We start from the raw sequence: 25,839 nt of genomic DNA, 5'->3' as shown, positions 1-25,839 counted from the left end.
CGACATGGCAAAAGTAAGCGCGGAACAGATCAATGCGGCAATGGAAGCGATGGCCGGCGAAGGCCAGGCCATCACGGTGCGCGCCTTGCGCGAACGGTTGGGCAACGGCGCCTGCCTGGGCACCATCAGCAAGCTTTTGCAGCGCCGCAAGGCGGGTGCGCAGCGCCAGATCGCCGCCGCCGCCGAACTGTCGCCCGTGCTGCAGCAAGCTATCCTCGATTATGTAGGACAGGAATTAAGCGCCAGCAACAGCGCGCATGAAGCCGAGATGAACGACAATCAACAGGAATTGATGGACCTGGCCAGCGAGAACGAGCGCCAGCAAGAGTTGCTCGACCTGCAGGCGGGCGAGCTGGAAACCTTGCGCGAGGAACTCGAACGCGAGCGGCAGGTGGCGAACCAGGCTAGAACGGACCTGGCCAAGGCGCAGCTGCGCCTGGAAGGCTTGCCGCGCCTGGAAGAGGCGGCCGAGCAGGCGCGCATGGACCTGGCCAAGGCGCAATTCAAGCTCGAAGGCATCCCGCGCCTGGAAGAAGCGGCAGAGGCGGCGCGCGCCGAACTGATCCAGGCCCAGCTGAAGCTGGAAAGCCTGACGCGCGTCGAAACGGAACTGGCGGCCGCGCGCCTGGAACTGGAAGCGGAACGCGAAGAGCTGGGCGAAACGCGCGCCGAGCTCGATGAAGAGCGCACCTTGCGCATCAAGGCGCAGCAGTTTATCGTCGATCCCATCTTCAAAACCCCTGTGTAGGAACACCTGACCAAACCTGCTGCGCGTCGCGCTTTGCGGCCTGCGATGCTCACCGCACTTCAGTGCGGTTGCGCTTCTTAGCCACAAATCACTGCCGCTCGCGACGGTTTTGTCAGGTGTCGATGCGTCCTGGGGAGTCTGTCATGCGTGCTGAAGGGGCTTTGCTGGCTTAAAATGGCGCACTGTCGCGCTAAACCGTGCGACGCCTCGATCGCAAAGAAGGTTTATGTCTGTAGAAAAAGAAGTGCCGCTCCCGCTCGCGGCCACCCCCATATCGCCGCGCGCCTTGCCGCCCCGGCCGCCAGCCGAATACAGTTCGCCCGAAGCAGCCCTGGCGCATAAGCAGGCGCGCGAAGACAAGGATGCGCAGGTGCGCGGCGTCACTTCCATCGATGCCATGCGCGAGGCCATCAAGCTGGCGGCGCGCGGCTTGCCTGCCATCGCCGAGGTGCCGCGCCTGGCCATGCTGGGTGCCGCCGCGTTCCGCGCGCGCGCCGCGCTGGGCCTGCCTTTCCTGATGCGCGGGCTGGTGCGGCGCTGGCCCTTGTCGCAGCTGGAACCCGCGGTCTTGCGCGAACAGTTCAGCCACGTGCCCGTGCGCGCGCGGGTGGGCGACTATATCAGCACGGCGTTCGCGGCCGACCGCGCCATGCAGGATATGTCGATGGGGCAATATCTGGATCTGGTGGAAGCAGGGACGCATGCGTTGCCGCCGTACCTGGGCAACCTGGAATTGCGCGAGCTGAACCGCCTGTGCCACTGGCCCACGTATTTCGACAAGATGGGCCCGCCGCGCTTCTGGGTGGGGCCGGCCGGCACGGTGACGCCCCTGCATTGCGATTACGACGACAATATCTTCGCCCAGGTGTGGGGTCGCAAGCGCATCATTTTATCGCCGCCGCACCATGACGATTTTCTCTACCCGACCGTAGCGAATGCCATCCTGTTCGGTTCGCCGTTCGACCCGGAAGCGCCCGACTTCGACAAGTTTCCCTTGGCGCGCCAGGCCAGCATGATCGAATGCATCGTCGAGCCGGGCGACATGCTGTACGTGCCCGCCGGCTGGTACCACCAGGTGCGCGCGCTGACGTTTTCGCTGTCCTCGAACCGCTGGGCCAGGGCCATGCCGCTGGCCCTGCATGGCGGGAAGGCGCTGCGGCGGGCCACCGATTGACCCCTCATTGTTAAACCACTACTGGAGCAGCATATCGATACCCTGGCCCGCGCACTGATACTTGCCACCACTTACATCGAAGGCCAGGACGAAGGCGATCCTGATGCCGATATTGCCGCACTGGAATCGGTCGCGGCCGAATTGCGACATGCCAGTGCGGAAGAACAAGCGAGCCTGGTGCGGGCCGCCCATGCGCTGGGCGTGCCTGGCTGGCTGGACGAGATGGGTGTGCGCTGAAAGTCCGGCACGCCTGGTCGATGCTGGCTGCTTGATGTTCCTCAATGCCGACCATCCATGCCGGCTTAAGGTTGCACCGCCTTGGCTGTATCGGGCACGCGGCGCTTGGGGCGCCACTCGCTGAGGATGCCCGCAGCGATAATCAGGATCGCGCCCACTATGGCCAGGGCCGGCAGGCGTTCGCCGGCGATACGGCCGATGACGCCAGCCCACACGGGTTCGCCTGCATAGATCAAGGTGGCCTTGGTGGCGGAAATGCGCTTTTGCGCCCAGTTCATCACATATTGGATCAGTGCGCTGGCGCAGCCGAGGGCCAGCATGCTGAGGATGAACGTCTTGCTGAGCACGGGTGGTGTTTCGCCCATGACGGGCATCAGCAGCAGGGCGATCAATGAGGCCGTGGCCAGTTGCACGATGGTCACGCGCAAGATGTTCAGCTGCACCGAGACGCGGCTGATGAGGATGATTTCCAGGGCAATGGCGATGGCGCCCACGGCCGTGATCAGCTCGCCCGTGCCGAAGGCCATGCTCAAACCATCCGTGCCGGTGAGCAGCAGCAAACCGACGAACGCCAGCACGACGGCCGCCCACACGGCAGGGTGGGGCCGCTGCTTGAAGACCAGCCATTGCACCAGCGGCACGATGGGCACATAAAAGGCCGTGATGAAGGCCGATTTGCTGCTGGAAATATGCATCAGGCCATAGGTTTGCAGCGCATAGCCGCCAAAGATGCTCACGCCAATGCCCATGCCCGTCAGCAATTCGGTCCTCGTCAGATGGCGCAGCTGGCCGCGGCACATCAGGGCGCCGATGCCGGCGGCCACGGCAAAGCGGGCGGCGACAAACGCCAGTGGGCCGCTGACCGTCACGGCATGCTGCACGATGAGAAACGTGCCGCCCCAAATGAACGTAATGGCGATCAGGGCCAGTTCGGGCAGGCCGAAGGCGGGCGGGGGACTTGCGTGTGTTTTCATGGGAGGCTATGCTGTGAGCAAAATATTTCCCATCATCATAGGAGCAATATATTGCGCAGTCAAGCCGAGGCCGGTGGCGTGCTGGCACACCTGGCCACAAATCTGCGGCGCCTGCGCCTTGCCGCCGGCCTCAGCCAGGAGGAACTGGCGCGCCAGTCCGGCCTGAGCCGGCGCATGGTCAATGGCGTCGAGGCGGGCAACACCAACATCAGTCTGGCCAACCTCGACCACGTGGCTGCCGCCTTGAACGTGGCCTTTGTCGACCTGGTCCAGCCGCCGCAGCAGCCGCACGACAGCCTGCGCGTGTTGATGTGGCAAAGTGCCTCCCAGGCAAGCCAGGCCGTGCTGCTGGGCGCGGCGCCCGCCAGCCGCCAGGTGGAACTGTGGTCATGGACCCTGGCGCCGGGCGAACGCTACGAGGCGCGAGCCGATCCGGCCGGCTTCAGCGAAATGCTCTATGTGCTGGAGGGGGAGCTACAGCTGGTGCTGGCGGCGGAAACCAGGCAACTGGCCACCGGCGATTTTTTCGTCTTCAGCAGCGCGCAAGCGTATGCCTACGTCAATGCGGGCGCATCCACCTTGCGCTTTACACGCAATGTGGCCAGCTAGAAATCAAGGGAAAATCATGATGGAGTCAACTTTGTACAAGCCAACTTTACACAAGCGCTATCTGGGCGCCTTGCTGGGACTTGCCTGCGGCGATGCCGTCGGCACCAGCGTGGAATTTTCTCCGCGCGGCAGCTTTGCACCTGTGACAGGCATGACTGGCGGCGGTCCATTCGGCTTGCAGCCGGGACAATGGACGGACGATACGTCGATGGCGCTGTGCCTGGCCGAAAGCCTGGTCCAGAAAGGGGCGTTCGATGCGGCGGACCAGATGGTGCGGTACTTGAACTGGTGGCAATGGGGCTACCTGAGTTCCACCGGCACCTGCTTCGATATCGGCGGCACGGTAAGGAGCGCGCTGGCCAGTTTCCAGGCAACGGGTGATCCGTACAGCGGCTCCACCGCGAATGACACGGCGGGCAATGGTTCGCTCATGCGCCTGGCGCCCGTCGTGCTGTTCGCCTATCCCGATGCCGCAGCGGCCGTGGCCTGCGCCGCCGACAGTTCGCGCACCACCCACGCGGCGCCGGAAGCCGTCGAAAGCTGCCAGTTGCTCGCCGCCTTGATGTGCAGCGCGCTGGCGGGCACGGCGAAAGACGCGTTGCTGGGCAGTATCGCGTTCCGGCCTGCGCAACCGAAGCTGGTGGAACTGGCCAGCGGCAGTTTCCTCGCTAAAACGGAGCAGCAGATACGCGGCAGCGGTTATTGTGTGGAATCGCTGGAAGCGGCGCTCTGGTGCTTCTTCCATACCGACTCACTGGAAGCGGCCGTGTTGCGTGCCGTCAATCTGGGTGAAGATGCCGATACGACCGGCGCCATCGTCGGTCAGCTTGCCGGCGCGTATTATGGCGCGCAGGCGATTCCGCCGCTGTGGCTGGATGCGCTGGCCATGCGCGCCGATATCGAAGAACTGGCGGGCAAATTGTTCGAGCGGGCGCGGGACTAGCGCAGGCTGCACCCCACCAGCAGCAGCATCGGCCGTTCGCGCTCTTCCGCCAGGGCCGGCTGCTGCGCCACCTGTTCGTCGCTCGGCCCCCATTCTTCCACATGCTCCAGCTGGAAACCCGCTTGCAGCAGCGCATTGATGGTCGTGCCCAGGGTGCGGTGCTGCTTGATCACGCCGGGCGCCAGCCAGTCCGACATGCGCGGACCTTGCTGCTGGTAGCTGTCGACGGGCCAGCGCTTGCGGCCCTGTCCATCCGTCAGCCAGCCCGGCTGGCGCGGCGCCATGAAGATCGGGTGCTCGATGGAAAACACCAGCTTGCCGCCCGGCTTCAAGCCGTGGCGGATGGCGGCCAGCAAGGTGGCGAAATCCGCGATGTAGTGAAAGGCCAGCGAACTGTAGATCAGGTCGTAGCTGGCGGGCGGCAAGGCCAGTTGTTCCAGATCAAGCCGGGCATAGCTGACAGCCGCATATTCTCCCATGCCGCCTGCCTGCGCCAGCATCTTTTCCGACACGTCCACGCCCAATACCCGCGCCGCGCCCTGTTCTGCCGCCCAGCGGCAGAACCAGCCATAGCCGCAACCCAGGTCGAGTACTTGCTTGCCTTGCACGTCTGGCAGCATGGCGCGCAGGGCCGGCCATTCGGGGGCGCTGTCGAGGCCTCCGATGGAGCGGGGCAGCTGGCTGTAGGCCGTGAAAAAGGCGTCGTTGTCGTAGATGTTTTGTGTCATGGTTCAATATCCTGGCGGGCGCTGCGCTTGGCGTGGCCGCCCCGCTGCGCCCGGTATATGCCTGCGTGGCCGGAAAACAGGTAGGCCACGACGCAGGCGATGGCCGCGTACACGCCGATCTCGGCGCCGAACAGTTCCATCGCCATCAGGGTCGAGGCGATCGGCGTGTTGGCGGCGCCCGCGAATACGGCGACGAAGCCGATGGCCGCCAGCAGGGTGACGGGCTGGTGCAGTACAGGCCCCAGCGCATTGCCCAGGGTCGCGCCGATGAAGAACAGGGGCGTCACTTCTCCGCCCTTGAAGCCGGTGCCCAATGAAACAATGGTAAACGCCATCTTGCCGAGGAAATCCCAGGCGGGCAGCGGTTCCTTTAGGGCGTCGACGATGGTGGGGATACCCAGGCCGATATATTTGTCGGTGCCCAGCAACCACACGGCGAGCGCGACGGCGACGCCGCCCGCGAGCGGGCGCAGCGGGGCGTAGCCGATCCAGCGCTTCATCAGTGCGCTCAAACCGTGCGTGGCTTGCGCAAACAGTTTACCGGTCACGCCGAACAGCACGCCCGCGATGACCATGGCGGATAAAGTCCAGGCGGAGAGGGTGGGGATCAGCGGCGCGGCGTACTGCGTATGCCCAATGTGCAAAAGCGGCCCCCACAGCAGGACTACCTGGTCGGCGATGACGGCGGCGGCCAGGCAGGGCAGCATGGCTTCGTAGCGCAAGCGGCCGATGGCCAGCACTTCCAGGCCGAAGATGGCGCCCGCCAGCGGCGTGCCGAAGACGGAGGCAAAGCCGGCGCTGATGCCGGCCATCAGGATGATGCGGCGGTCTTCATTGTTCAGGCGAAACATGCGCGTGAGTTGGTCGGCCAGCGCGCCGCCCATCTGCACGGCCGTGCCTTCGCGTCCGACGGAGGCGCCGAACAGGTGCGAGATGACGGTGCCGCCCAGCACCAGCGGCGCCATGCGCAGCGGAATGAATTTTTTCGGATCGTGGATTTCATCGATGAGCAGGTTCGCACCGCCCTCGACACTGCTGCCGTAGCGCAGATACAGCCAGCCGACGGCAAAGCCCGCCACGGGCAGCAGCCAGATCATCCAGGCGTGCGCCAGGCGCGTGCGCGTGGCCCAGTCGAGGGCGTACAGGAAGCCGGCCGAGGCCGTGCCGGCCAAGACTGCAACAATGCTGGCCAGCAGCAGCCATTTCAACAGATGCTGTAACAGATCGGCGAGGGCGCTCAGGCGGTGCATCGGCATCCAGTCAAAGTTGTTGGGTAGAAATCCTTACATCCCCAGTTCGGTTACCAGCGCCTGTCCGATGGCCCGCTGTTCCGCCAGAATGGCGCGCAGGTGGTGGGGGCGCGTCTTGACATTCGTCATGACCACGCGCAGCACGTTGGTCGGGCCAGGGTAGCGCGTTGATTCGAGTACCGTGCGCGACACGAAGCTGTGGCCGTGCGCTTTTTGCCGGTTTTGCAGCTTGGCGTTCAAGGTGTTCAGTTGCTTGTTCAGTTCGGTCGCCGCGTCCACCTGGCCGCCGGCCAGCAAGGCGTCCATGCGCTGGCGCAAGGGGGCGGGCACGTAGCGGTAGGTCAGAATGAAGGTGTCGGAGCGCGTGACGAGTTCGAAATCCTGCTGGTCCGCCAGCAAGTCCTGCAACTGGCCCGACAAGGTGGCCGCCTGTTGCAGCAGGGTCGTGTAGCCGGACACGCCCAGCACCTTGAACGAGGTCCACAGTTTCAAGGCATCGAAGCGGCGCGAGCCTTCCAGCGATGTCTGGCCCAGGTCGCCCGAGTTGTCGCGCAAGATGTAGTTGGCGTTGTGCTTTAACAGGTTCAGGCTGGCGCTGTCCTTGAACAGCACCATGCTTTGCGCCATCGGCACCCACAGCAGCTTGTGCCCGTCGATGACGACAGAGTCGGCCAGGGCGATGCCGTCGTACAGGGTCCGGTACTGTTCCGCGATCAAGAGCGCGCCGCCCCAGGCCGCATCGACGTGGAACCAGATGGACTCGCGCGCGGCAATGGCCGCCATGGCGGCCAGCGGGTCGATGGCGCCCGTTTCCGTCGTGCCGGCGATGCCGATCATGGCGACGACCTTGATCTTGCGCGACTTCAAATCGGCAATGGTGGCTTCCAGCGCGGCGATGTCGATGCGGTTGTCGCGGTCGACGGCCACCAGGTGCAGGGCGTTTTCGCCGAGGCCCAGGGTCGCCAGCGCCTTTTTCACGGAATAATGACTGCGGGCCGAACCGATCACGGCCAGTCCCGCATGGCTAGAATCCTGCATGGCGGCAAACAAACCGCGCTTGCGCGTGCCGGGTAATTGTTTTTCCAGCGCCACGGCCAGCGCCGTCAGGTTGCCCATGGTGCCGCCATTGACGACATTGCCCAGCGCGCCGCTGGTGGCGGCCATCGCCTGCGTGTAGACGCTGTCGGCCTGCTGGTACACCTGGCGGTGCAGCCAGCCCAGGATCTGCTTTTCGATCAGGGTCGATACGTACGCTGTCTCGATCTTGACCTGGTTCTGGTTCAGGGTGGCCGTGAACGCTTCGGCCAGCACGCTGATCCACGGCAGGGCCTGGGTCATGTGGCCGATGTATTGCGGATGGTTCAGCTGGGCCGTATTGGCCAGCACGGTGGAATCGAGTTCTCGCAGGAAATCGGCCACATCCATGCCGTGCGCGGGCAGGCAGGTGTCGGACAGCTGCGTCAGCAGTTGCGCATACGGCGTGTGCGGATACGGTTCGGCGCGTTCGGCGGCCAGCCAGCCGCCCAGCATGCGCAGGGCCTGCAGCAGTGGCGCGGGTGCCTGCTGCAGCGCATCGATGGAAAAATGCTGCTGCAGCAGCTGTTCGATAGGGGTGTCGGTCATGGCGCGTTGTCTTTTCTACGGATTGCTGGTGCCACGGTGACAAACGAATTGCGCCCAGGCGGAAGCGGGATTTTACCCGACTCCGCCTGAGCGCATCAGTTTGCTATATCAGTTTGCTATTTCTGCTGGCGATCAGAAGTAGTTGAGGCCCAGCGCCGACTTGACTTCATCGGCCGTGCGGGCCGCCACTTCGCGCGCCTTGAAGGTGCCTTCCTTCAGCATCTGGATGACTTGTCCCTTGTCCTTGGCGAACTCTTCGCGGCGGGCGCGGATCGGCGCCAGCATTTCCTGCAATACCACGTCCAGGCGCTTCTTGACGATGCTGTCGCCCAGGCCGCCGCGCACGTAATGGGCCTTCATTTCGGCCAGCGCCGCTTTTTCCGGGTCGAAGGCGTCCAGGTAGGTAAACGCGATGTTGCCTTCCAGGTGGCCCGGGTCTTCCACGCGCAGGTGCAGCGGGTCCGTATAGACTTTTTTCACGGCGGCCGTGATTTCGGCCGGGGTCGCGCCCAGGTTGATGGTGTTGCCCAGCGACTTGCTCATCTTCGCCTTGCCGTCGATGCCGGGCAGGCGGCCGATGTCCGGCACCAGCGCCTTGCATTCCATCAGCACTTCGCGGTTGTACATGCGGTTGAAGCGGCGCACGATTTCATTCGTCTGCTCGATCATCGGGATCTGGTCTTCGCCCACGGGCACCACGCCGGCCTTGAAGGCCGTGATGTCGGCCGCCTGGCTGGCCGGGTAGGTCAGGAAACCGGCCGGGATGTCGCGCTCGAAGCCGCGCAAGCGGATTTCTTCCTTGACGGTGGGGTTGCGCTCGAGGCGCGCCACGGTGACGATGTTCAGGTAGTAGAAGGTCAGTTCGGCCAGTTCCGGAATCTGCGACTGGATGAACACCGTCGTCTTGCTCGGGTCGATGCCGACGGCCAGGTAGTCGAGCGCCACTTCGACGACGTTGCGGTGCACCTTGTCGATGTCGTCCATATTGTCCGTCAGCGCTTGCGCGTCGGCCAGCATGATGAATTGCTTGTAGCTGTTCTGATAGCGGACGCGGTCGCGCAGGCTGCCCACGTAGTGGCCCAGGTGCAGGGGGCCGGTCGGGCGGTCGCCCGTCAGGATCACGGATTGCGACGCGATGGCGGCGGGCGACAGCGGTGCTGACGGTGCGTCGTTCTGGTCTTGGGTATCTGGGGTGTTAGGCAAGCTCATCAAGTTTCCTTTTGAGCCGCCTGCATCGGGGATGATCCAGGCTGAGCCTGTTACGCCACCGATCGAGGCGGCGTGGATCAAATTCACATCACTAAAGAGTGGCCGCGCGAAAGTGAGCGGGACCACCAATTCAGGCAGGCGTGTTGTGACGGGGTAAATTTCATGGCGTTATGGTTGCAGTTCGGGCGCGTTCTGTCAAGTTGCGGCCGGATTTATCTGCTGCGCTGCGTCAGAGGCCAGCCTATTGCGGAACTTGCTTTCCGGGTACTATTGCCATTCGGCCACTTTTGCGTGGCATGAATCATTGGAGAATCGTATGCGCGTTGTCCCTTCCGTCCGGCACACCGGTCTGGCCCTCATTATCAGTTCACTGTGCAGTCCCCTTCTTGCCGCGTCGTGGCAGCCGCTAACGCCGCCCATGACGCCCGATATCGGCGCCAAGCTGGTGATGCCCGATATGAATGATTACGTCAAGCGCGTGGTGATGATCCCCATGCGCGACGGCGTCAAGCTGTACACGGTGATCGTCGTGCCGAAAGACGCCAAGCGGGCACCCATCATGCTCACGCGCACGCCGTACAACGCGGCGCGCCGCGCCCAGCGCGCCACCAGCGCGAGCATGCTGGCCACCTTGCCGCAGGGCGACGATACGCTGGTGGAGAACGGCTACATCCGCGTCTTCCAGGACGTGCGCGGCAAGCATGGCTCGGAAGGCGACTACGTGATGACGCGCCCCGTGCGCGGCCCACTGAACAATACCAAGGTCGACAATGTGACCGATGCGTGGGACACCATCGAGTGGTTGTCGAAAAATATTCCGGAAAGCAATGGCAAGGTGGGCATGCTCGGTTCCTCGTACGAGGGACATACGGTGCTGATGGCCCTGGTCGATCCGCATCCGGCGCTGAAGGTGGCCATTCCCATGAGCGCCATGGTCGACGGCTGGCGCGGCGACGACTGGTTCCATAACGGCGCCTTCCGCATGCCCAGCTTGTCTTATTTGGCGTGGCAGACGAGCGTGCGCGGCAGCGGCGATACGCCCGTGACGGGCGTCTACGACGATTACGACGCGTATCTGCGCATCGGCTCGGCGGGCGCTTTTGCAAAGAAATTTGGCATCGACAAGCTGACTTACACGAAAAAGCTGTTCGAGCATCCGGCCTATGACAGTTACTGGCAGGAACAGGCGCTCGATAAAATCCTCGCAAAACGCCCCTTGATCGTGCCCACCATGCACGTGGTGGGGCAGTGGGACCAGGAAGACATCTATGGCCCCTACGCCACCTACGCGGCGATGGAAGGGCGCGACAAGCACAACAACCTCAATTACCTGGCCATCGGCCCGTGGCGCCACAGCGGCGTCAACTATGAAGGTTCCAGCCTGGGCGCGCTGAAGTTTGACGGCGATACGGCGCGCCAGTTCCGCGAAAAAGTCATGCAGCCATTCCTCAATCAATACCTGAAGGATGGTGCGCCGGAAGCGAACACGGCACCCGTCGTGTCCTACCAGAGCGGCACCAACCAGTGGCAGCGCCTGCAGCAGTGGCCGCTGGCCTGCGAAACGTGCGACACCAAGCTGACGCCGATCTACCTGCAGGATGGCAACACGCTGGGTTTTGCGGCGCCATCGGGCGCTGCGGATGCGGCGGAAGGCGCCTTCGATGAATACGTGTCCGATCCCGCCAAGCCCGTGCCTTTCGTGCCCCGTCCCGTGCGCCTCGGCGATGCCGACGTGTGGAAACCGTGGCTGGTCAGCGACCAGCGCGGCTATGCGGACCGCACGGATGTGCTCAGCTACGTTTCCGAGCCATTGAAAACTGCCGTGCGCATCGCCGGCGCGCCCATGGTCAACCTGTTTGCCGCCACCAGCGGCACGGATGCCGACTGGGTGGTCAAACTGATCGACGTGTATCCGGACGAAGTGCCGTCGCAGCCGGCCATGGGCGGGTATCAATTGGGCGTGGCGATGGATATCTTCCGCGGCCGCTACCGCGACAGCTTCGAGCACCCGACGCCGATACCTCCGAGCAAAGTGGAGCGCTACCGCTTCGCCTTGCCGAACGCGAATCACGTCTTCCTGCCCGGCCACCGTATCGCCGTGCAAGTGCAGTCGAGCTGGTTCCCCCTGTACGACCGCAACCCGCAAAACTACGTGCCGAACATCTTCCTGGCCGACCCCGGCCATTATAGAAAGGCGACGCAGCGCGTGTACCACGCGGCAGGGGCGGCCAGCGCGATCGAGTTGCCGATCGCGCCGCTCGACGCCCGCTAGCCCATTCGCATGAGGATGGCGCCCGCCGCGATCAGGGCGATAGCCAGGTAGCGGCGGGGGCTGATTTTTTCGTGCAGGAACAGGGCCGCAATGGCGATGGCGAACAGGATCGACGTTTCGCGCAGGGCCGCGACGGCGGCCACGCTGGCCTGCGTCATCGCCCACAGGGCCAGGCCATACGAAGCGAGGGTGCCGAAACCGCCGAAGGCGGCCAGATGCCATTGCGTTTGCGCATAGGCCAGCAGGCCGGCGCGGCGGCGCAGCATCGTCCACAGCAGCAGCCCGCTGCCGTTCAAGACAAAAATCCACATCGTGTAGGCGGCCGGCGCGCCGGACAGGCGCACGCCGAGGCCGTCGATCAGGGTATAGCTGGCGATGACGCAGGCGTTGCCCAGCGCAAAGGCGGTGGCGCGCCCCGTGCTCATCCTGGTAGCAGGCGTGGCGGGCCGGCGCGCGGCAACATACAGGCCGAGGATGCCCGCGCAGATGCAGGCGACGGCGCCCATCTGCATGGAAGACAGGCGTTCGCCGATCAGCGGCCAGCTGGCCAGCGCCACGAGCAGCGGGGCGCTGCCGCGCATCAGCGGGTAGGCGTGGCTCATGTCGCCCGCCTTGTAGGCGGCCGCCAGCAGCGAATAGTAGGCCAGCTGTGCCACGGCCGAGGCGGCCAGATAGGGCCAGCTGGCGGGGGCGGGGGCATCGACGAAGGGCAAGACTGCCAGCGAGATCAGGGCCGCGCCCACGGAGACGAGCACGGTCGTGAGGAAAGTATCCTTGCCCGACTTGACGATGGCATTCCAGCTGGCGTGCAGCAGGGCGGCAAACAGGACGACGGCGACGACGAGACCGGACATGCGGGCCTTAGCGCGGGCGTATGCTCTGCGACAACAATTCCTGGCGGTGATGGCGCTGGAAGCCTTCCATCAGGGTGCCCGAGCGGCCGGCTTTTTCCAGCAGTTCGCGCAGGGCCGCCTGGTCATCCGCCGTCAGCGACTTGCGCGACAAGTAGACGCCGCTCATTCCCCACGGCAATTCCGGCAAGGCTTCCAGGCGCAGGCGGTCGGCCAGGCCATACACGCGGGCATCGTTTTGCGCCACGCCGGCGAGAATGGTGGGGCTCATGATGGTGGCGTCGATGAAGCCGCTTTGCATCAGGCGCGCCACGGACAGCGCGTCGACTTCGTAGAACAGGCGGCCCTGGCTGCTCAGTTCCTTGGCCAGCGCCTGGTAGGAGACGCCATAGTCGTAGCCGCGCACGAGCGCCACGCGCAAGTCGCGCCGCTCGATCAGTTCCTGCATGGTGTTGATGGGTGCGCGCGCGCCTTGCAGCGAGATCAGCAGGGGCCGGTTGCCCATCAAGGGGATGAACAGGCCGTGCTGGTCGCGCCGCGGCGTGCTGCTGGCGGGAATCAGCATATCGGCCTTGCCCGCCTCGAACATCGCCTCCAGGCGTGCCCGGGGCACGGCCGTGAAGATGAAATTGCAGCCCAGGCGCGCGCCCATGCTGCGCAGCAAGTCGGGATAGATGCCGCCGATCGTGGCGCCATTGACCACCACGCTGGCACCGATGGCCGAGACCGGCACCTGGATGTCGCGCGAGCATTGCGCGCCGGCCAGCGACGGCAGTGCCAGCGCCAGCATGGCCACGGTCCGGCGCCAGGCGCTGGAATAAAAGTCAGTCATACCCATCCTTGCTTGCCTACGAATGCCGGGCATCGGTAATGCCCCGCTGAGTATCACATTCTCGCCTATTTATTTCCCAAATACAATATTATCCCGCCGACTACTTTGTGGTGGAAACCATAAGTCTTGCCAGGCGCTGCGCCTGGAAGTAGCGCCAGGCCACCACGATGCCCAGGGTTTGCATGATGGCGCACAGATAGAAGGTGCTGCCGATGCGCCAGTCCTGTGCTGGTAAGTGGCTCACTTCGCCGAGGATCATGCTGCCGAGCAAAGGCATGAAGATGATGCCCAGGCTGCTGATCGATTGTAGCGAGCCCATCAATTCGCCCTGTTCGCCGGCAGCAGATGATTTCGAGATGATGCCTTGCAGGGCGGGGCCGGCGGCGAAGGCCAGCAGATTGCACAAAATCAAGGCGTACATCATCCAGCCCTGCGTCGCCAGGCCGTACAGCAGGTAGGTGAGGGCGCCCGAGGCCATGCCCAGCAAGGACAAACGCACTTCGCCGAAACGCTTGATGAGCATGCCCAGCAAGCCCGCCTGCACCACGGCCGCGCACAGGCCGACGCAGAACAAGGCGATGCCGTTCTGGCGCGGCGTCCAGTCGAAGCGGAAATGCGTGTACAGCACCCAGGTGGTGTTGAGCATCATTTGCGCGAACGTCATCAGGCCGAAGGCCAGCACCAGGCCGCGGATCTCCACGCGGCGCACCAGTTTCAGCAGGGCGGCAAACGGGTTGATGCGTGCCCAGGTAAAGGGCGCGCGCGGGCCCGGCTGCAGCGACTCGGGCACGCAGAAATAGCCGTAGATGAAATTGGCCGCCGACAGGCCCGCCGCCACGTAAAACGGCAGGTGCAGATTGATCTCGCCCAGCAAGCCGCCCAGCATGGGCCCGCAAATGAAGCCCAGGCCGAACGCGGCGCCGACCTTGCCGAAGCTCTTGGCGCGGTTGTCCGGCGTTGAAATGTCGGACGCATAGGCCGAGGCCACGGACATGCTGGCCGACGAGACGCCGCCGATGACGCGGCCGATGAACAGGCAGGCCAGGTTCGGCGCCCAGCCGGTGGCAAGAAAATTGATGCCCATGCCGGCCATCGAGTACAGCAGCACGGGACGGCGTCCCACGCGGTCGCTGATGGCGCCCAGCATGGGCATGCAGATGAACTGCAGCAAGCCGAAGACGGCCGCCATGATGCCGTACCAGAATGCCTGCGCATCCTTGCCGTCGACAAAGTCGCCGATCAGGATGGGCAACACGGGCACCACCAGGCCGATGCCCAGCATGTCGATGAAGACGCAGACGAGGATGAAATTGAGATTGCCGGCGCGCGCGGGCGCGGCCGGGGAATGGTTGTCGAGGCTGGTTTTATCGGACATGCATGCTTTCGGCGCGTGGGCATCGCGCCGGCGCGTTACAGGATGCTGCTGACGCGCGGCGCGATAGCTGAGGCTTGCATTATAGACAGCATGCGCGTTGCTGGCTATCGCCGCCAGGCTTATGCGTGCATTCCCCATTCGTCAGCGAAGGCGGCGCGGAAATCCGTCAGCACGGCCAGCCGTTGTTCGGCCAGCGCGCGGCCGGCCGCCGTCTGCATCTTGCCGGGCAGCTTGTCGAGCTTGGTGACGATATGGTCGAGCGCATACGCCTTGTCGTCGAGCGGACGCTGCCGGGCCAGCGGATCGCTGCCATGGGCCAGCGCGCTCTCCATGCGCGCCGCCGTATAAAACAGGCGCGCCAGCCCCACGGCGCCCAGCGCGTCGATGCGGTCGGCATCCTGCACGATTTGCGCTTCGATGCTGTGCGGCGGCAAGTTGGCGGAAAAACTGTGCGTCTCGATGGCGTGCGCCACGCCCGCCAATTTTTCTGCTGGGAAATCCAGTTCGGCCAACTGCCGGCACGCCAGCACGGCTGCCTGGCGCGAGGCCAGGTGGCGTTCGGGATGGTTTTTCGGCAAATTGACCAAGTCGTGCAGATAGCAGGCGGCCATCACGGTGAGGGCGTCGGCCTGCGTATATTCCTGCAGCAGAACCTTGGCGTTGCGCCAGACGCGGTGCAGGTGGTTGATGTCGTGGGCACTGTCATCGCCCAGGCCGGCCGTGGCCAGCGCCAGCAGGCGAGGTTGCCATTGGGAAAGTAAAGAAGGCATGGTTCAAAGTCGTCAAAAGCAGGGGCCGCCAGTGTGGCATAAAACGCGGCCCCGTGCGGTGGGGAGCGCGATGCCGCGACGTGCCGTATTCGCCACACAAATTGTATTTTTGAAAAGCCTAAATCAGACGGCCGCTCTTTTTTAGTGCATGTGAAATTTACATGGGGTAACATTGCCGCACGGAAATTAGAAGCATAAGCTAATTGCGAGAAAGTATTTGCAAAAAACATAACAGTGGCGGCCATTCCATCGTGCATGGCGCGTCACGACCAAGGTGGCGCGCAGCGTGCCTTGGCCTGCGCCCCAGGCGAGTTAACGAAAGGATTATCATGAACACCAATTCCAGCGACACTGGCGCAACCGTTGCCAAGGCTGCCGAGTACCTGGCCTTTACCCTGGGCCAGGAAGAGTATGGCATCGACATCCAGAAAGTCAGCGAAATCCGCAGCTATGAAACGCCGACCCGCATCGCCAACGCCCCCGAGTTCGTCAAGGGCGTGGTCAACCTGCGCGGCATCATTGTGCCGATCGTCGACATGCGCATCAAGTTCAACCTGGGCACGCCCAGCTATGACCAGTTTACCGTCGTCATCATCCTCAATATCGGCAACCGCGTCGTCGGCATGGTCGTCGACCGCGTCTCCGACGTCACCACCCTGATGCCGGAACAGATCAAGCCGGCGCCGGACATGGGCCGTTCGATCGACACGGAATACGTGATCGGCCTGGGTACCATCGACGAGCGCATGCTGATCCTGGTCGATATCGATCAACTGATGTCCAGCGCCGACATGGGCCTGATCGAAAAACTCGCAGCCTAGGCCGCCAGGAAAAGTCCGGGACGGCGTTGCATTGCCCCTGAACATTTCCCGATACCCTGATGCCGAGAGGGTTTCTTAAAAACAATTGACTCTCGACATTGCTTGGTTTTTCTGCAAGGCGCACGCTAGCGCATTTCCTGGCGCACGGTTCAGCCGAACCGTGCGCCAGTTTCACTTCAGTTTCACTTTTACACCCGCCTTGACACCGCAGCCAGCCAGCGCGCCAAAGGGATGCCATCAGCCGTGCGGCATGCTGGCATCAGGGCTTTTTAGGATAGTCACATGAATGTATTACGCAACGTCAGTATCGGTGTTCGCCTTGGACTCGGTTTTGCCGTGATTTTGCTGTTTTCCATGCTCATTACGGGCATCAGCGTCTGGCGCCTGCACGACGTGGCCAGCGCCACGCGCGTCATGATGGAGCAGCCGCTGGCGAAGGAACGCTATATTTCCGACTGGTATGGCCGTATCGACAGCGCCGTGCGCCGCACCATCGCCATTGCCCGCAGCAGCGATACCTCGCTCAGCGGCTATTTCGCCGAAGAATCGAAAGTCTCGTCGGCCAGCTCGGCCGAGCTGCAAAAGAAAATCGAGGCGCTGATCGACAAGCCGGAGGAAAAAGCCATGTTCGCGGGCTTGCTGGAACAGCGCAAGGTGTATATCGGTTCGCGCGACCAGGTCTACAAGCTCAAGGGCGAAGCGCAGGTCGATGCCGCCAATGAAGTGTTTGAAAAGACTTTCGTGCCGGCCGCCGCGAAATACCAGAAGATGGTGCAGGACTTGCTGGAACACCAGCGCGCCAGCATCGACACGACGGCGCGCGAGATCGACGCCGTGGCCAACAGCAGCCGGAACCTGATGCTGGTGCTGGCCGCGCTGGCGCTGGCTTTTGGCGTTGTCTGCGCCTGGGTCTTGACGACCGGCATCGTGCGTCCCTTGCGCACGGCCGTGGACGTTGCCCGCAAGGTGGCCGATGGCGACTTGACGGCGCAGATCGACGCCAGCGCCAAGGATGAAACCGGGCAATTGCTGCAAGCGTTGAAGGACATGAACACGAGCTTGCTCAACATCGTCGGCGAAGTGCGCAGCGGCACGGACAGCATCGCCACGTCCTCGACGCAGATCGCCGCCGGCAACCAGGATCTGTCTTCCCGCACGGAAGAGCAGGCCGGTTCGCTGGAGGAAACAGCGTCGTCGATGGAAGAGCTGACTTCCACCGTGAAACAGAATGCGGACAATGCGCGCCAGGCGAACCAGCTGGCGGCGTCGGCGGCGCAAGTGGCCGTCAAGGGCGGCGAAGTCGTGGCGCAAGTGGTGGGCACGATGGAATCGATCAACGCCTCGTCGAACAAGATCGTCGACATCATTTCCGTGATCGACGGCATCGCCTTCCAGACGAATATCCTGGCCCTGAACGCGGCCGTGGAAGCGGCCAGGGCCGGCGGNAGATCGTCGACATCATTTCCGTGATCGACGGCATCGCCTTCCAGACGAATATCCTGGCCCTGAACGCGGCCGTGGAAGCGGCCAGGGCCGGCGAACAGGGCCGCGGCTTTGCCGTCGTGGCGTCCGAAGTGCGCAACCTGGCCCAGCGTTCGGCCAGCGCCGCAAAAGAGATCAAGACCCTGATCGGCGCGTCGGTGGAGCAAGTCAACGCGGGCAGCATGCTGGTGGCGCAAGCCGGTTCGACCATGACCGACATCGTCGACAGCGTGCAGCGCGTGAGCGACATCATCACGGAAATCACGGCGGCGAGCAGCGAGCAAAGCGTGGGCATCGACGAGATCAACCGCGCCATCGGCCAGATGGATGCCGTGACGCAACAGAATGCGGCGCTGGTGGAAGAGTCGGCGGCGGCCGCCGAATCGATGCAGCATCAGGCGCATAACCTGGCGCAGGTCGTCAGCGTCTTCAAGCTCAACGGCCAGCAGGCGAGCGGTGCGAACGGTGTAACACACGCGCTGAAACGTCCGGCCGCAGCGCAAACCGCCTTGCGCATCGGCACGCGCTGATAGCGCCGCGGCTGCCCCGTGCAGCCGCAACTCCCTTTTATATAGTCTGGTTCCGCTTTTTTAGGATATTCACATGAATTTGTTAAGAAACGTCAGTATTGGTGTGCGCCTCGGTCTGGGTTTTGCCGTGATTTTGCTGTTTTCCATGCTCATCACGGGCATCAGCGTGTGGCGTTTGCACGACGTGGCCACAGCCACGCGCACCATGATGGAACTGCCGCTGGCGAAGGAACGCTATATTTCCGACTGGTACGCGAAGATCGACAGCGGCGTGCGCCGCACCACGGCCATCGCGCGCAGCAGCGACACGACCTTGGGCGCGTATTTTGCGGAAGAAGCCAAGCAATCGTCGGTCGTCTCGGGCGAACTGCAAAAGAAAATCGAAGCCTTGATTTCCAGCCCGGAAGAAAAGGAACTGTTCCGCCTGGTGAGCGAACAGCGCAAGGTTTACCTCGATTCGCGCGCGCAAGTGTCGAAGCTGAAGGCCGATGGACAGGAAGCGGAAGCGGAAAAGGCTTTCCAGGGTATCTTCGTGCCCGGTTCGACGAAATACCTGAAAGTGGTCAACGACATGCTGCAGCACCAGCGCGCCAGCATCGACACGACGGCGCGCGAGATCGACGATGTCGCCAAGACGAGCCGCAATTTGCTGTTGACCCTGGCCGTGCTGGCGCTGGGCTTTGGCGTCGTGTGCGCCTGGTTGCTGACGACCGGCATCGTGCGTCCTCTGCGCACGGCCGTGGACATTGCCCGCAAGGTGGCCGATGGCGACTTGACGGCGCAGATCGACGCCAGCGCCAAAGATGAAACCGGGCAACTGTTGCAGGCTCTGAAAGATATGAACACGAGCTTGCTCAACATCGTCAGCGAAGTGCGTACGGGCACGGACAGCATCGCGACCTCGTCGACGGAAATTGCCGCCGGCAACCAGGACCTGTCTTCCCGCACGGAAGAGCAGGCCGGTTCCCTGGAAGAAACAGCCTCGTCGATGGAAGAGCTGACTTCCACCGTGAAACAGAATGCGGACAATGCGCGCCAGGCGAACCAGCTGGCGGCGTCGGCGGCGCAAGTGGCCGTCAAGGGCGGCGAAGTCGTGGCGCAAGTGGTGGGCACGATGGAATCGATCAACGNGGCCGTCAAGGGCGGCGAAGTCGTGGCGCAAGTGGTGGGCACGATGGAATCGATCAACGCCTCGTCGAACAAGATCGTCGACATCATTTCCGTGATCGACGGCATCGCCTTCCAGACGAATATCCTGGCCCTGAACGCGGCCGTGGAAGCGGCCAGGGCCGGCGAACAGGGCCGCGGCTTTGCCGTCGTGGCGTCCGAAGTGCGCAACCTGGCCCAGCGCTCGGCCAGCGCCGCGAAAGAGATCAAGACCCTGATCGGCGCGTCCGTGGAGCAAGTCAATGCGGGCAGCATGCTGGTGGCGCAAGCCGGTTCGACCATGACCGACATCGTTGCCAGCGTGCAGCGCGTGAGCGACATCATCACGGAAATCACGGCGGCGAGCAGCGAGCAAAGCGTGGGCATCGACGAGATCAACCGCGCCATCGGCCAGATGGATGCCGTGACGCAACAGAATGCGGCGCTGGTGGAAGAGTCGGCGGCCGCCGCCGAATCGATGCAGCATCAGGCGCATAACCTGGCGCAGGTCGTCAGCGTGTTTAAACTGAATGGCCAGCAGGCCAGTGTCACTGGCTTGAAGGGCGGCAATGGCAGCAAGCGCCCGGCAGCCAAGGCACCGCAGGAAGCGCTGCGGATCGGCCGCGCCGCTTAATTGTCCCGCATTGGAGGATTTTCCTCCCAGCTGGCGATCGCCAGTTGCGATAGCCGGTCCGCCTCGCCATTCCTGTGGCGCGGCAGCCAGCGCAGTGTTACTTCATTGAATTGTTCCAGCAGGGCCACGACGGTGGCCCGCTGCGTTTCCAGTCCCTTGGCGCCTTGCGGCGTCGTTCCCAGCACGTCATTGATCACCACCTGGCTGTCGCCGTACAGCAGCAATTGCACGGGCGGCGGGCGTATGCCGAGTGCAGCCCGCAGCAAGGCCGTCAGGGCCGCATACTCCGCGTCGCTGCTGCTGCCATAACCGGCGGCCTCGCTCACTTCGATGCGCTCGCCGTTCGGCCCCAGCAGCAGTGCGCCTATGCCCAGCCTGCCCGGGTTCGGGTGGGCGGAGCCGTCGAACCAGCCGCGCCAGGAAAGCGGGCCGCCATGATCCTGGCGCTTGAGCGCCAGCTGGGCGCGGCGCGCCTGCATCCTGGCTTCCTTGCGTGCTTTGCGCGCGACCGCTTCGGCCGTCATGGCTTGAGCCGCCAGGTGTCGATCAGGCTGGCTATCCAGCACGCGACCAGCACGCAAACGGCCAGCGTCATGGCGGGGCCGTCGTTGGCCGACAGGGCCTCCACTTTTTCCATGATCAGCTGCACGTCCAGGGGCAGGGCGCCGCTGTCGATCTGTGCCATAACCTGGTCTAAGCGTGCCATGATCTGGCGCAATACGATCGCCAGCGCGACCAGGGCGGGCACGAGGAAGAGGCAGCCACGGGCTTTGCGTTGCAAGACAAAATGCCCGCTGCCGGGAAAGACGAGGGCCGACAGCAGCAGGGAGAGATGACGTTTGGAAAGGGAGGAGCCGCTCATGCGTGCCTTTGGTAGGGGAAAGAGCGGCTCATCATACTATTGCCAGCCGAATTTGCGCAGATACACGCGTTTCATGAACGTCGTCAGCACGGTGTAGCAGACGAGGATGCCCAGCAGCCAGGGGAAATAGCCCAACGGCAAGGCTTGCAGCTTGAAGTAGGTCGCCAGCGGCCCCATCGGCAGGAACACGCCCACGGCCATGATGGCGGTGGTGGCCACCAGCAGGGGCACGGACGCGATGCTGTCGATGAAGGGCAGCTTGGGCGTGCGGATCAGGTGCACGATCAGCGTCTGCGTCAGCAAGCCCACGACGAACCAGCCGGACTGGAACAGGGTCTGCTGTTCCGGGGTATTCGCGCCGAACACATGCCACATCAGGATAAACGTGCTGATGTCGAAGATCGAGCTGATGGGACCGAAGAACACCATGAAGCGGCCGATGTCGCGCGGGTTCCAGCTGAGCGGTTGCTGGATCAGTTCGGCGTCGACATTGTCGAACGGGATGGCGATCTGCGACACGTCATACAGCAGGTTTTGCACCAGCAAGTGCAGCGGCAGCATGGGCAGGAACGGCAGAAAGGCGCTGGCCACCAGTACGGAAAACACATTGCCGAAGTTCGAGCTGGCCGTCATGCGGATGTATTTGAGCATGTTGCTGAAGGTGCGCCGGCCTTCCAGCACGCCTTCTTCCAGCACCATCAGGCTTTTTTCCAGCAGGATGATGTCGGCCGCTTCCTTGGCGATATCGACGGCCGAATCGACGGAAATGCCGATGTCGGCCGCGCGCAGGGCGGGCGCGTCGTTGATGCCGTCGCCCATGAAGCCGACGATGTGTCCATTGCCGCGCAGGGCGCGCACCAGGCGCTCCTTGTGCAGCGGGCTGAGCTTGGCAAACACGGTATTCTCTTCCGCTGCCCGGGCCAGGGTGGCGTCATCCATGTCATCCAGTTGCGGGCCTTGCAGCACGCCATGCACGGCCAGGCCCACTTCGCGGCAAATCTTCGCCGTCACCAGGTGGTTGTCGCCCGTCAAGACTTTCACGGTCACGCCATGCTCGGCCAGCGCGCGCAGGGCGGGCGCCGTCGATTCCTTCGGTGGATCGAGGAAGGCGACATAGCCGATCAGGGTCAGCGCCGTTTCATCGGCCACGCCATACACGGTTTTATGCGGCGGCACTTCCTTGACGGCCACGGCCACTACGCGCAAACCTTCCGCGTTCAGGCCATGCGTGGTTTCCAGCACTTTCGCCAGCAGGGCGGCATCGAGCGGCACATTGACGCCGTTCAGGCGCAAATGGCTGCAGGCGGCGAGGATTTCCTCGACGGCGCCCTTGCAGATCAGTTCATGGTGGTCATTTTTTTCGGACACGACGACGGACATGCGGCGGCGCACGAAATCAAACGGGATTTCATCGACTTTCACATAATCGCGCGCCAGCTGCATTTCCGTCTGCAGTTCCACGTGGTCGAGCACGGCGCGGTCGAGCAGGTTTTTCAGGCCCGTCTGGTAATGGCTGTTCAAATAGGCGAACTGCAGCACTTCATCGGATGGCTGGCCGAACACGTCGGTATGGCGCTCGAGCACGATCTTGTCCTGTGTCAAGGTGCCCGTTTTATCGGTGCACAACACGTCCATGGCGCCGAAGTTCTGGATCGCATCCAGGCGCTTGACGACGACTTTCTTTTTCGACAGTTTCACGGCGCCCTTGGCCAAGGTGCTGGTGACGATCATGGGCAGCATTTCCGGCGTCAGGCCGACGGCCACGGACAGGGCGAACAGAAACGCTTCCATCCAGTCGCCCTTGGTCCAGCCATTGATCAGGAACACCAGCGGTGCCATCACGAGGGCGAAGCGGATCAAGAGCCAGCTGACGCTGTTGACGCCCGCCTCGAACGCCGTCGGCGTGCGCTCCGTGGCCGTCACGCGCGTGGCGATGGTGCCGAAATACGTGCGGTTGCCGGTGGCCAAGACCAGCGCCGTGGCGGCGCCCGAGATCACATTCGTGCCCATGAACAGCAGATTGGCCAGCTCCATCGGGTCTTTGCCCTGGGCGTCGGCCAGTTCGGCCATCTTTTCCACGGGCAGGGATTCACCCGTCATGGCGGCCTGGCTGACGAACAGGTCTTTGGCGGACAGCAAGCGGCAGTCGGCGGGAATCATGTCGCCGGCCGATAGCACGATGAGGTCGCCCTGCACCAGTTGGCGGATGGGTAGCTCGGTCTGCTGGCCATTGCGCAGCACGGTGGCGGTATTGCTGACCATGGCTTTCAGGCGTTCGGCGGCCCGGTTCGAACGGCCTTCCTGCACGAAGCGCAGCAGGGTCGACAAAATCACCATGGTGCCGATGACGATGGTTGCCTTCGGGTCTTCCGTCAGGTAGGAAACGATGGCCAGCACGGTCAGCAGCAGGTTGAACGGATTCTTGTAGCACAGCCACAGGTGCTGGTACCAGGCCAGCGGTTTTTCATGCTCGACCTCGTTCGGCCCCGTTTGCGCGCCGATGACTTGCGCCTCGGCATCGCGCAAGCCTTCCAGGCGCGTGTGCAGGCGGTTCAGGGCGCTGTCCAGGTCTTCATGGGCGGCGGCCAGCAGCTGGCGCGCCAGGTGGTCGGGCACGGGCCGGGCCGTGCTGTTTTCCAGCGGCATGGCGCGGCGGCGGAAGTTGCCGGCCGTATGGCGCTTGCGCAGGAACGATTCGAATAAGCGGGTGAAGAGATTCATTGCTCTTCCTTTCACGACGAGGTGTTGACGGGCGGCGCAGCCGCAGGCAAGACTTGCGTGCCGCCAACGCAACATGACGAATCATGGTGCTGGCGGGCAATCCGGGTCAGTAGCCGGTCGCGATCGGAAAGAGGGGGGAGAGGCGCACAGCCGGACTGGCCGCGCGAGACACCGCACCTTGCTCAGCAAGGCACGGAGGAAACGGAATTCCGCGTTGCTTGCTGCTTAGCTGCCGAGGCAATCACCGATACAAGATCGGCTACTGTCACTAGAACAAGTACCCACGTGGGACTCCGTAAAATGAATAATGCACGGATGATAAAAGTGCATGCAGGCAAGGTCAAGCAAAGATCGTCTACATTACCGAAGCGTAATGTTGATAGGGTCTTGGCCAGCGCTTTTCAGCCAAGGTTCGTCCTGACCGCGATTGTTATACTCGAAAGAGCCGTCAACTTGGACGAAAAGGCAGGCAAAACAGGCCCATGAAAGGCATCGGTCATATGGCAAGACTCAAAGAGATCAGGGTAGTTGAAACACCAATCAGCTATTCCAACCAGCGCGCCTGGTCTTTTCATCCGAACGCGCATCATGTGCGGCAGTTACTGATGCATTTTTTGCCGTCCGATTTCGTCCTTGATGGTTCTTCGTTGCTGTCCGTGATCTTTGGCGAAAAGCCGGCCGACGAGGCGCAGTGCAGCCAGGTGCTGGGCTGCACCAGCTATTATGTGGAAGACTTCGATATCGGCGCCTACATGGCCTGTTCCCCGTCCGCACAACAGGAGCGCATGCTGCTCGAACTGACGGCGGTGCTGGTCCGGCTCGCAAGCGATCCCGACGCCGTCACTCAGGCAGCATGCCGTGTGCGCGACTGCGCGTTTGCACTCCACATCCCGGTGCGCAAATTATGGCGTTCCTCGCCGGATAAACAATATCGCGTCGAAGTTTACCGATGCCTTGGCCCGGCCATCGGCGAGGTGTGGCAAGCTCACCTCGTCGACAAATCCGGAAAACCATTGGCTGTCGACGGCATCACCGGCACGCCAGGCTACCTGGACCGTACCTCCCACTTCAGCAAGTCCCGCTGGGACGGCAGGTTGTTTCAGATTGTGCACACCACCATGAATTCCGTCGTGTATAGCCTCGACACGACACGGTACGACACGTGATGGCGGGCGCGGAAAATTATTCTGAGGCGGAATTGTTGAAGCACTTGCATGGCGCGCCAGAGGCAGGAACCATCTTGGTCGAGGCTGACAGCGCCGGGTATTCATGGCGTGCGTTCAGGTCGCGGCTTGCGGGCAGTGCGAGTTCAACTTTCACCGCGGGTATCACGCTGTAGTCGAGGGCACAGTCAGTACCCAGAGCGACCAGATCGGCACCGCGAAACGGGAAGCAGAAGGGCAAGCGGGCTCATTTCATGAGGGCTTACCGGTGGTTAAGGAAAGTGAATCTGCCAGGATGTGCCACAGGGCCGCATGGCGCTGCTGCAGGGCCGCGCCGCCCGCATAGATCAGCTCCACGTGCAGGCTGTCGACGATGCCCAGGTAGGCTTGCGCATACAGGTCGATGCGCTGCGGCGGCAGGGCGGGCGCCATGCGGCCCAGGCTGCTTACGTAGTGCAGCTGCAATTGCGCCAGCAAGGCTTCGTAGCCCGTGCCCACTTCCACGCGCAGGGGCGCGGGCGGCAGATACGCCGTGCGCAGCAAAAAGCGCAAGTGGGCCGAATCGGCATAGCGCTGCGACATGCGGTCGCAGTACAGGGAACCGGCCCGCTGGCCTTCCGGTGCCGCCAGCGCCGCCTCGTCGGCGAAGCAGGCGTCCATGAAGGCTTGCTCTTCGGCCAGCGCGTCGGCAAACACGTCGAGGAAGAGGGCGTCCTTGCCGGCGAAGTGCGAGTACAGCGAGGCCTTGCGCATGCCCGCCTGTGCGGCGATGTTGCTGAGGGAGGAAGCGTCGTAGCCGTGCTCCGAAAAGTGCACGACGGCGACGGCGCAGATGTTATCGGCCGAGGCCGAGCGTTTTTTCATCATTGGGGTGAGAGTGAGTGA

21 protein-coding genes and 1 pseudogene are annotated in these 25,839 nt (G+C 63.1%); 9 read left to right on the top strand and 13 right to left on the bottom strand.

Going from position 1 to position 25,839, the window contains the following annotated elements:
- Positions 1-4: 4 nt before the first annotated feature.
- Together CBW66_RS13915 and CBW66_RS13910 are read left to right on the top strand one after the other, a co-directional pair.
- The gene (locus CBW66_RS13915) at positions 5-748 is read left to right on the top strand and encodes a DNA-binding protein (protein WP_086137707.1); all 744 of its coding nucleotides are present in this window, start codon (positions 5-7) and stop codon (positions 746-748) included.
- Between the two features lie 226 nt (positions 749-974).
- Complete coding sequence (locus CBW66_RS13910) at positions 975-1,922, top strand: cupin-like domain-containing protein (protein WP_086137708.1); 948 nt, start codon at positions 975-977, stop codon at positions 1,920-1,922.
- Positions 1,923-2,224: 302 nt separating this feature from the next.
- Here CBW66_RS13910 and CBW66_RS13905 read toward each other — a convergent pair whose 3' ends face one another.
- Positions 2,225-3,133: a DMT family transporter gene (locus CBW66_RS13905; protein ID WP_086137709.1), complete on the bottom strand. Its 909-nt coding sequence runs from the start codon at positions 3,131-3,133 to the stop codon at positions 2,225-2,227.
- Between the two features lie 51 nt (positions 3,134-3,184).
- Between CBW66_RS13905 and CBW66_RS13900 the strand changes: the two genes are divergently transcribed.
- Both CBW66_RS13900 and CBW66_RS13895 read left to right on the top strand, forming a co-directional pair.
- On the top strand, positions 3,185-3,742 hold the full coding sequence (locus tag CBW66_RS13900) for a helix-turn-helix domain-containing protein (protein ID WP_086137710.1): 558 nt from the start codon (positions 3,185-3,187) through the stop codon (positions 3,740-3,742).
- 16 nt (positions 3,743-3,758) lie between these two features.
- Positions 3,759-4,685: an ADP-ribosylglycohydrolase family protein gene (locus tag CBW66_RS13895; protein WP_230492258.1), complete on the top strand. Its 927-nt coding sequence runs from the start codon at positions 3,759-3,761 to the stop codon at positions 4,683-4,685.
- Here the strand turns inward: CBW66_RS13895 and CBW66_RS13890 are convergent.
- The 4 genes from CBW66_RS13890 to trpS all read right to left on the bottom strand — a co-directional run bounded on the left by CBW66_RS13890 (position 4,682) and on the right by trpS (position 9,495).
- Complete coding sequence (locus CBW66_RS13890) at positions 4,682-5,413, bottom strand: bifunctional 2-polyprenyl-6-hydroxyphenol methylase/3-demethylubiquinol 3-O-methyltransferase UbiG (RefSeq protein WP_086137711.1); 732 nt, start codon at positions 5,411-5,413, stop codon at positions 4,682-4,684. The genes CBW66_RS13895 and CBW66_RS13890 overlap by 4 nt on opposite strands.
- Positions 5,410-6,663 carry a voltage-gated chloride channel family protein gene (locus CBW66_RS13885; protein ID WP_086137786.1) on the bottom strand — a complete coding sequence of 418 codons (1,254 nt, stop codon included), beginning with the start codon at positions 6,661-6,663 and terminating at the stop codon, positions 5,410-5,412. Before CBW66_RS13885 ends, CBW66_RS13890 begins: the two co-directional genes overlap by 4 nt.
- Positions 6,664-6,696: 33 nt before the next feature.
- Positions 6,697-8,286 carry a pyridoxal-dependent decarboxylase gene (locus tag CBW66_RS13880; protein WP_086137712.1) on the bottom strand — a complete coding sequence of 530 codons (1,590 nt, stop codon included), beginning with the start codon at positions 8,284-8,286 and terminating at the stop codon, positions 6,697-6,699.
- Positions 8,287-8,418: 132 nt separating this feature from the next.
- A complete protein-coding gene (gene trpS / locus CBW66_RS13875; protein ID WP_205701126.1) occupies positions 8,419-9,495 on the bottom strand; it encodes a tryptophan--tRNA ligase in 1,077 nt (358 codons plus the stop codon).
- Between the two features lie 418 nt (positions 9,496-9,913).
- Between trpS and CBW66_RS13870 the strand changes: the two genes are divergently transcribed.
- Positions 9,914-11,767: a CocE/NonD family hydrolase gene (locus tag CBW66_RS13870; RefSeq protein ID WP_230492259.1), complete on the top strand. Its 1,854-nt coding sequence runs from the start codon at positions 9,914-9,916 to the stop codon at positions 11,765-11,767.
- Here CBW66_RS13870 and CBW66_RS13865 read toward each other — a convergent pair.
- The 4 genes from CBW66_RS13865 to CBW66_RS13850 all read right to left on the bottom strand — a co-directional run bounded on the left by CBW66_RS13865 (position 11,764) and on the right by CBW66_RS13850 (position 15,595).
- Entirely contained in the window at positions 11,764-12,621 is an 858-nt protein-coding gene (locus CBW66_RS13865; RefSeq protein WP_086137714.1) for a DMT family transporter, read from the bottom strand. The two genes, CBW66_RS13870 and CBW66_RS13865, sit on opposite strands and share 4 nt — an antisense overlap.
- A gap of 7 nt (positions 12,622-12,628) precedes the next feature.
- On the bottom strand, positions 12,629-13,450 hold the full coding sequence (locus CBW66_RS13860; protein ID WP_086137788.1) for an ABC transporter substrate-binding protein: 822 nt from the start codon (positions 13,448-13,450) through the stop codon (positions 12,629-12,631).
- Positions 13,451-13,550: 100 nt separating this feature from the next.
- Entirely contained in the window at positions 13,551-14,825 is a 1,275-nt protein-coding gene (locus tag CBW66_RS13855; RefSeq protein WP_086137715.1) for a TCR/Tet family MFS transporter, read from the bottom strand.
- Positions 14,826-14,944: 119 nt separating this feature from the next.
- A complete protein-coding gene (locus tag CBW66_RS13850) occupies positions 14,945-15,595 on the bottom strand; it encodes an HD domain-containing protein (RefSeq protein ID WP_086137716.1) in 651 nt (216 codons plus the stop codon).
- A 329-nt stretch (positions 15,596-15,924) separates the two neighbouring features.
- Here CBW66_RS13850 and CBW66_RS13845 point away from each other — a divergent pair, with 329 nt between their 5' ends.
- The 3 genes and pseudogenes from CBW66_RS13845 to CBW66_RS13835 all read left to right on the top strand — a co-directional run bounded on the left by CBW66_RS13845 (position 15,925) and on the right by CBW66_RS13835 (position 20,208).
- Positions 15,925-16,416, top strand: a complete 492-nt coding sequence (locus CBW66_RS13845; protein WP_086137717.1) for a chemotaxis protein CheW — start codon at positions 15,925-15,927, stop codon at positions 16,414-16,416.
- A 282-nt stretch (positions 16,417-16,698) separates the two neighbouring features.
- Positions 16,699-18,428 (top strand): annotated as a pseudogene (locus CBW66_RS13840) (methyl-accepting chemotaxis protein).
- Positions 18,429-18,501: 73 nt separating this feature from the next.
- Positions 18,502-20,208 (top strand): methyl-accepting chemotaxis protein, encoded by a 1,707-nt coding sequence (locus CBW66_RS13835; RefSeq protein WP_086153639.1) that lies wholly within the window; start codon positions 18,502-18,504, stop codon positions 20,206-20,208.
- Here CBW66_RS13835 and CBW66_RS13830 read toward each other — a convergent pair.
- The 3 genes from CBW66_RS13830 to mgtA are packed head-to-tail and all read right to left on the bottom strand — an operon-like array spanning position 20,205 to position 23,791.
- Entirely contained in the window at positions 20,205-20,732 is a 528-nt protein-coding gene (locus CBW66_RS13830) for a ribonuclease HI family protein (RefSeq protein ID WP_086137718.1), read from the bottom strand. The two genes, CBW66_RS13835 and CBW66_RS13830, sit on opposite strands and share 4 nt — an antisense overlap.
- Positions 20,729-21,070, bottom strand: coding sequence for a hypothetical protein (locus tag CBW66_RS13825; protein ID WP_086137719.1), 342 nt, complete (start codon positions 21,068-21,070; stop codon positions 20,729-20,731). The genes CBW66_RS13830 and CBW66_RS13825 overlap by 4 nt, the downstream gene beginning before the upstream one ends.
- Positions 21,071-21,106: 36 nt before the next feature.
- A complete protein-coding gene (gene mgtA / locus CBW66_RS13820) occupies positions 21,107-23,791 on the bottom strand; it encodes a magnesium-translocating P-type ATPase (RefSeq protein ID WP_086137720.1) in 2,685 nt (894 codons plus the stop codon).
- Positions 23,792-24,273: 482 nt separating this feature from the next.
- Between mgtA and CBW66_RS13815 the strand changes: the two genes are divergently transcribed.
- Positions 24,274-24,957 (top strand): hypothetical protein, encoded by a 684-nt coding sequence (locus CBW66_RS13815; protein WP_139841613.1) that lies wholly within the window; start codon positions 24,274-24,276, stop codon positions 24,955-24,957.
- Positions 24,958-25,206: 249 nt separating this feature from the next.
- Here the strand turns inward: CBW66_RS13815 and CBW66_RS13810 are convergent, their stop codons facing one another.
- A complete protein-coding gene (locus CBW66_RS13810; RefSeq protein WP_086137722.1) occupies positions 25,207-25,821 on the bottom strand; it encodes a TetR/AcrR family transcriptional regulator in 615 nt (204 codons plus the stop codon).
- Between the last annotated feature and the right edge of the window lie 18 nt (positions 25,822-25,839).

It is taken from the genome of Janthinobacterium sp. GW456P, assembly GCF_002127655.1.
Lineage (GTDB): Bacteria > Pseudomonadota > Gammaproteobacteria > Burkholderiales > Burkholderiaceae_D > Janthinobacterium.
Note: the sequence above shows the minus strand (reverse complement) of the source record. Positions and strands in the feature narration are given on the sequence as shown.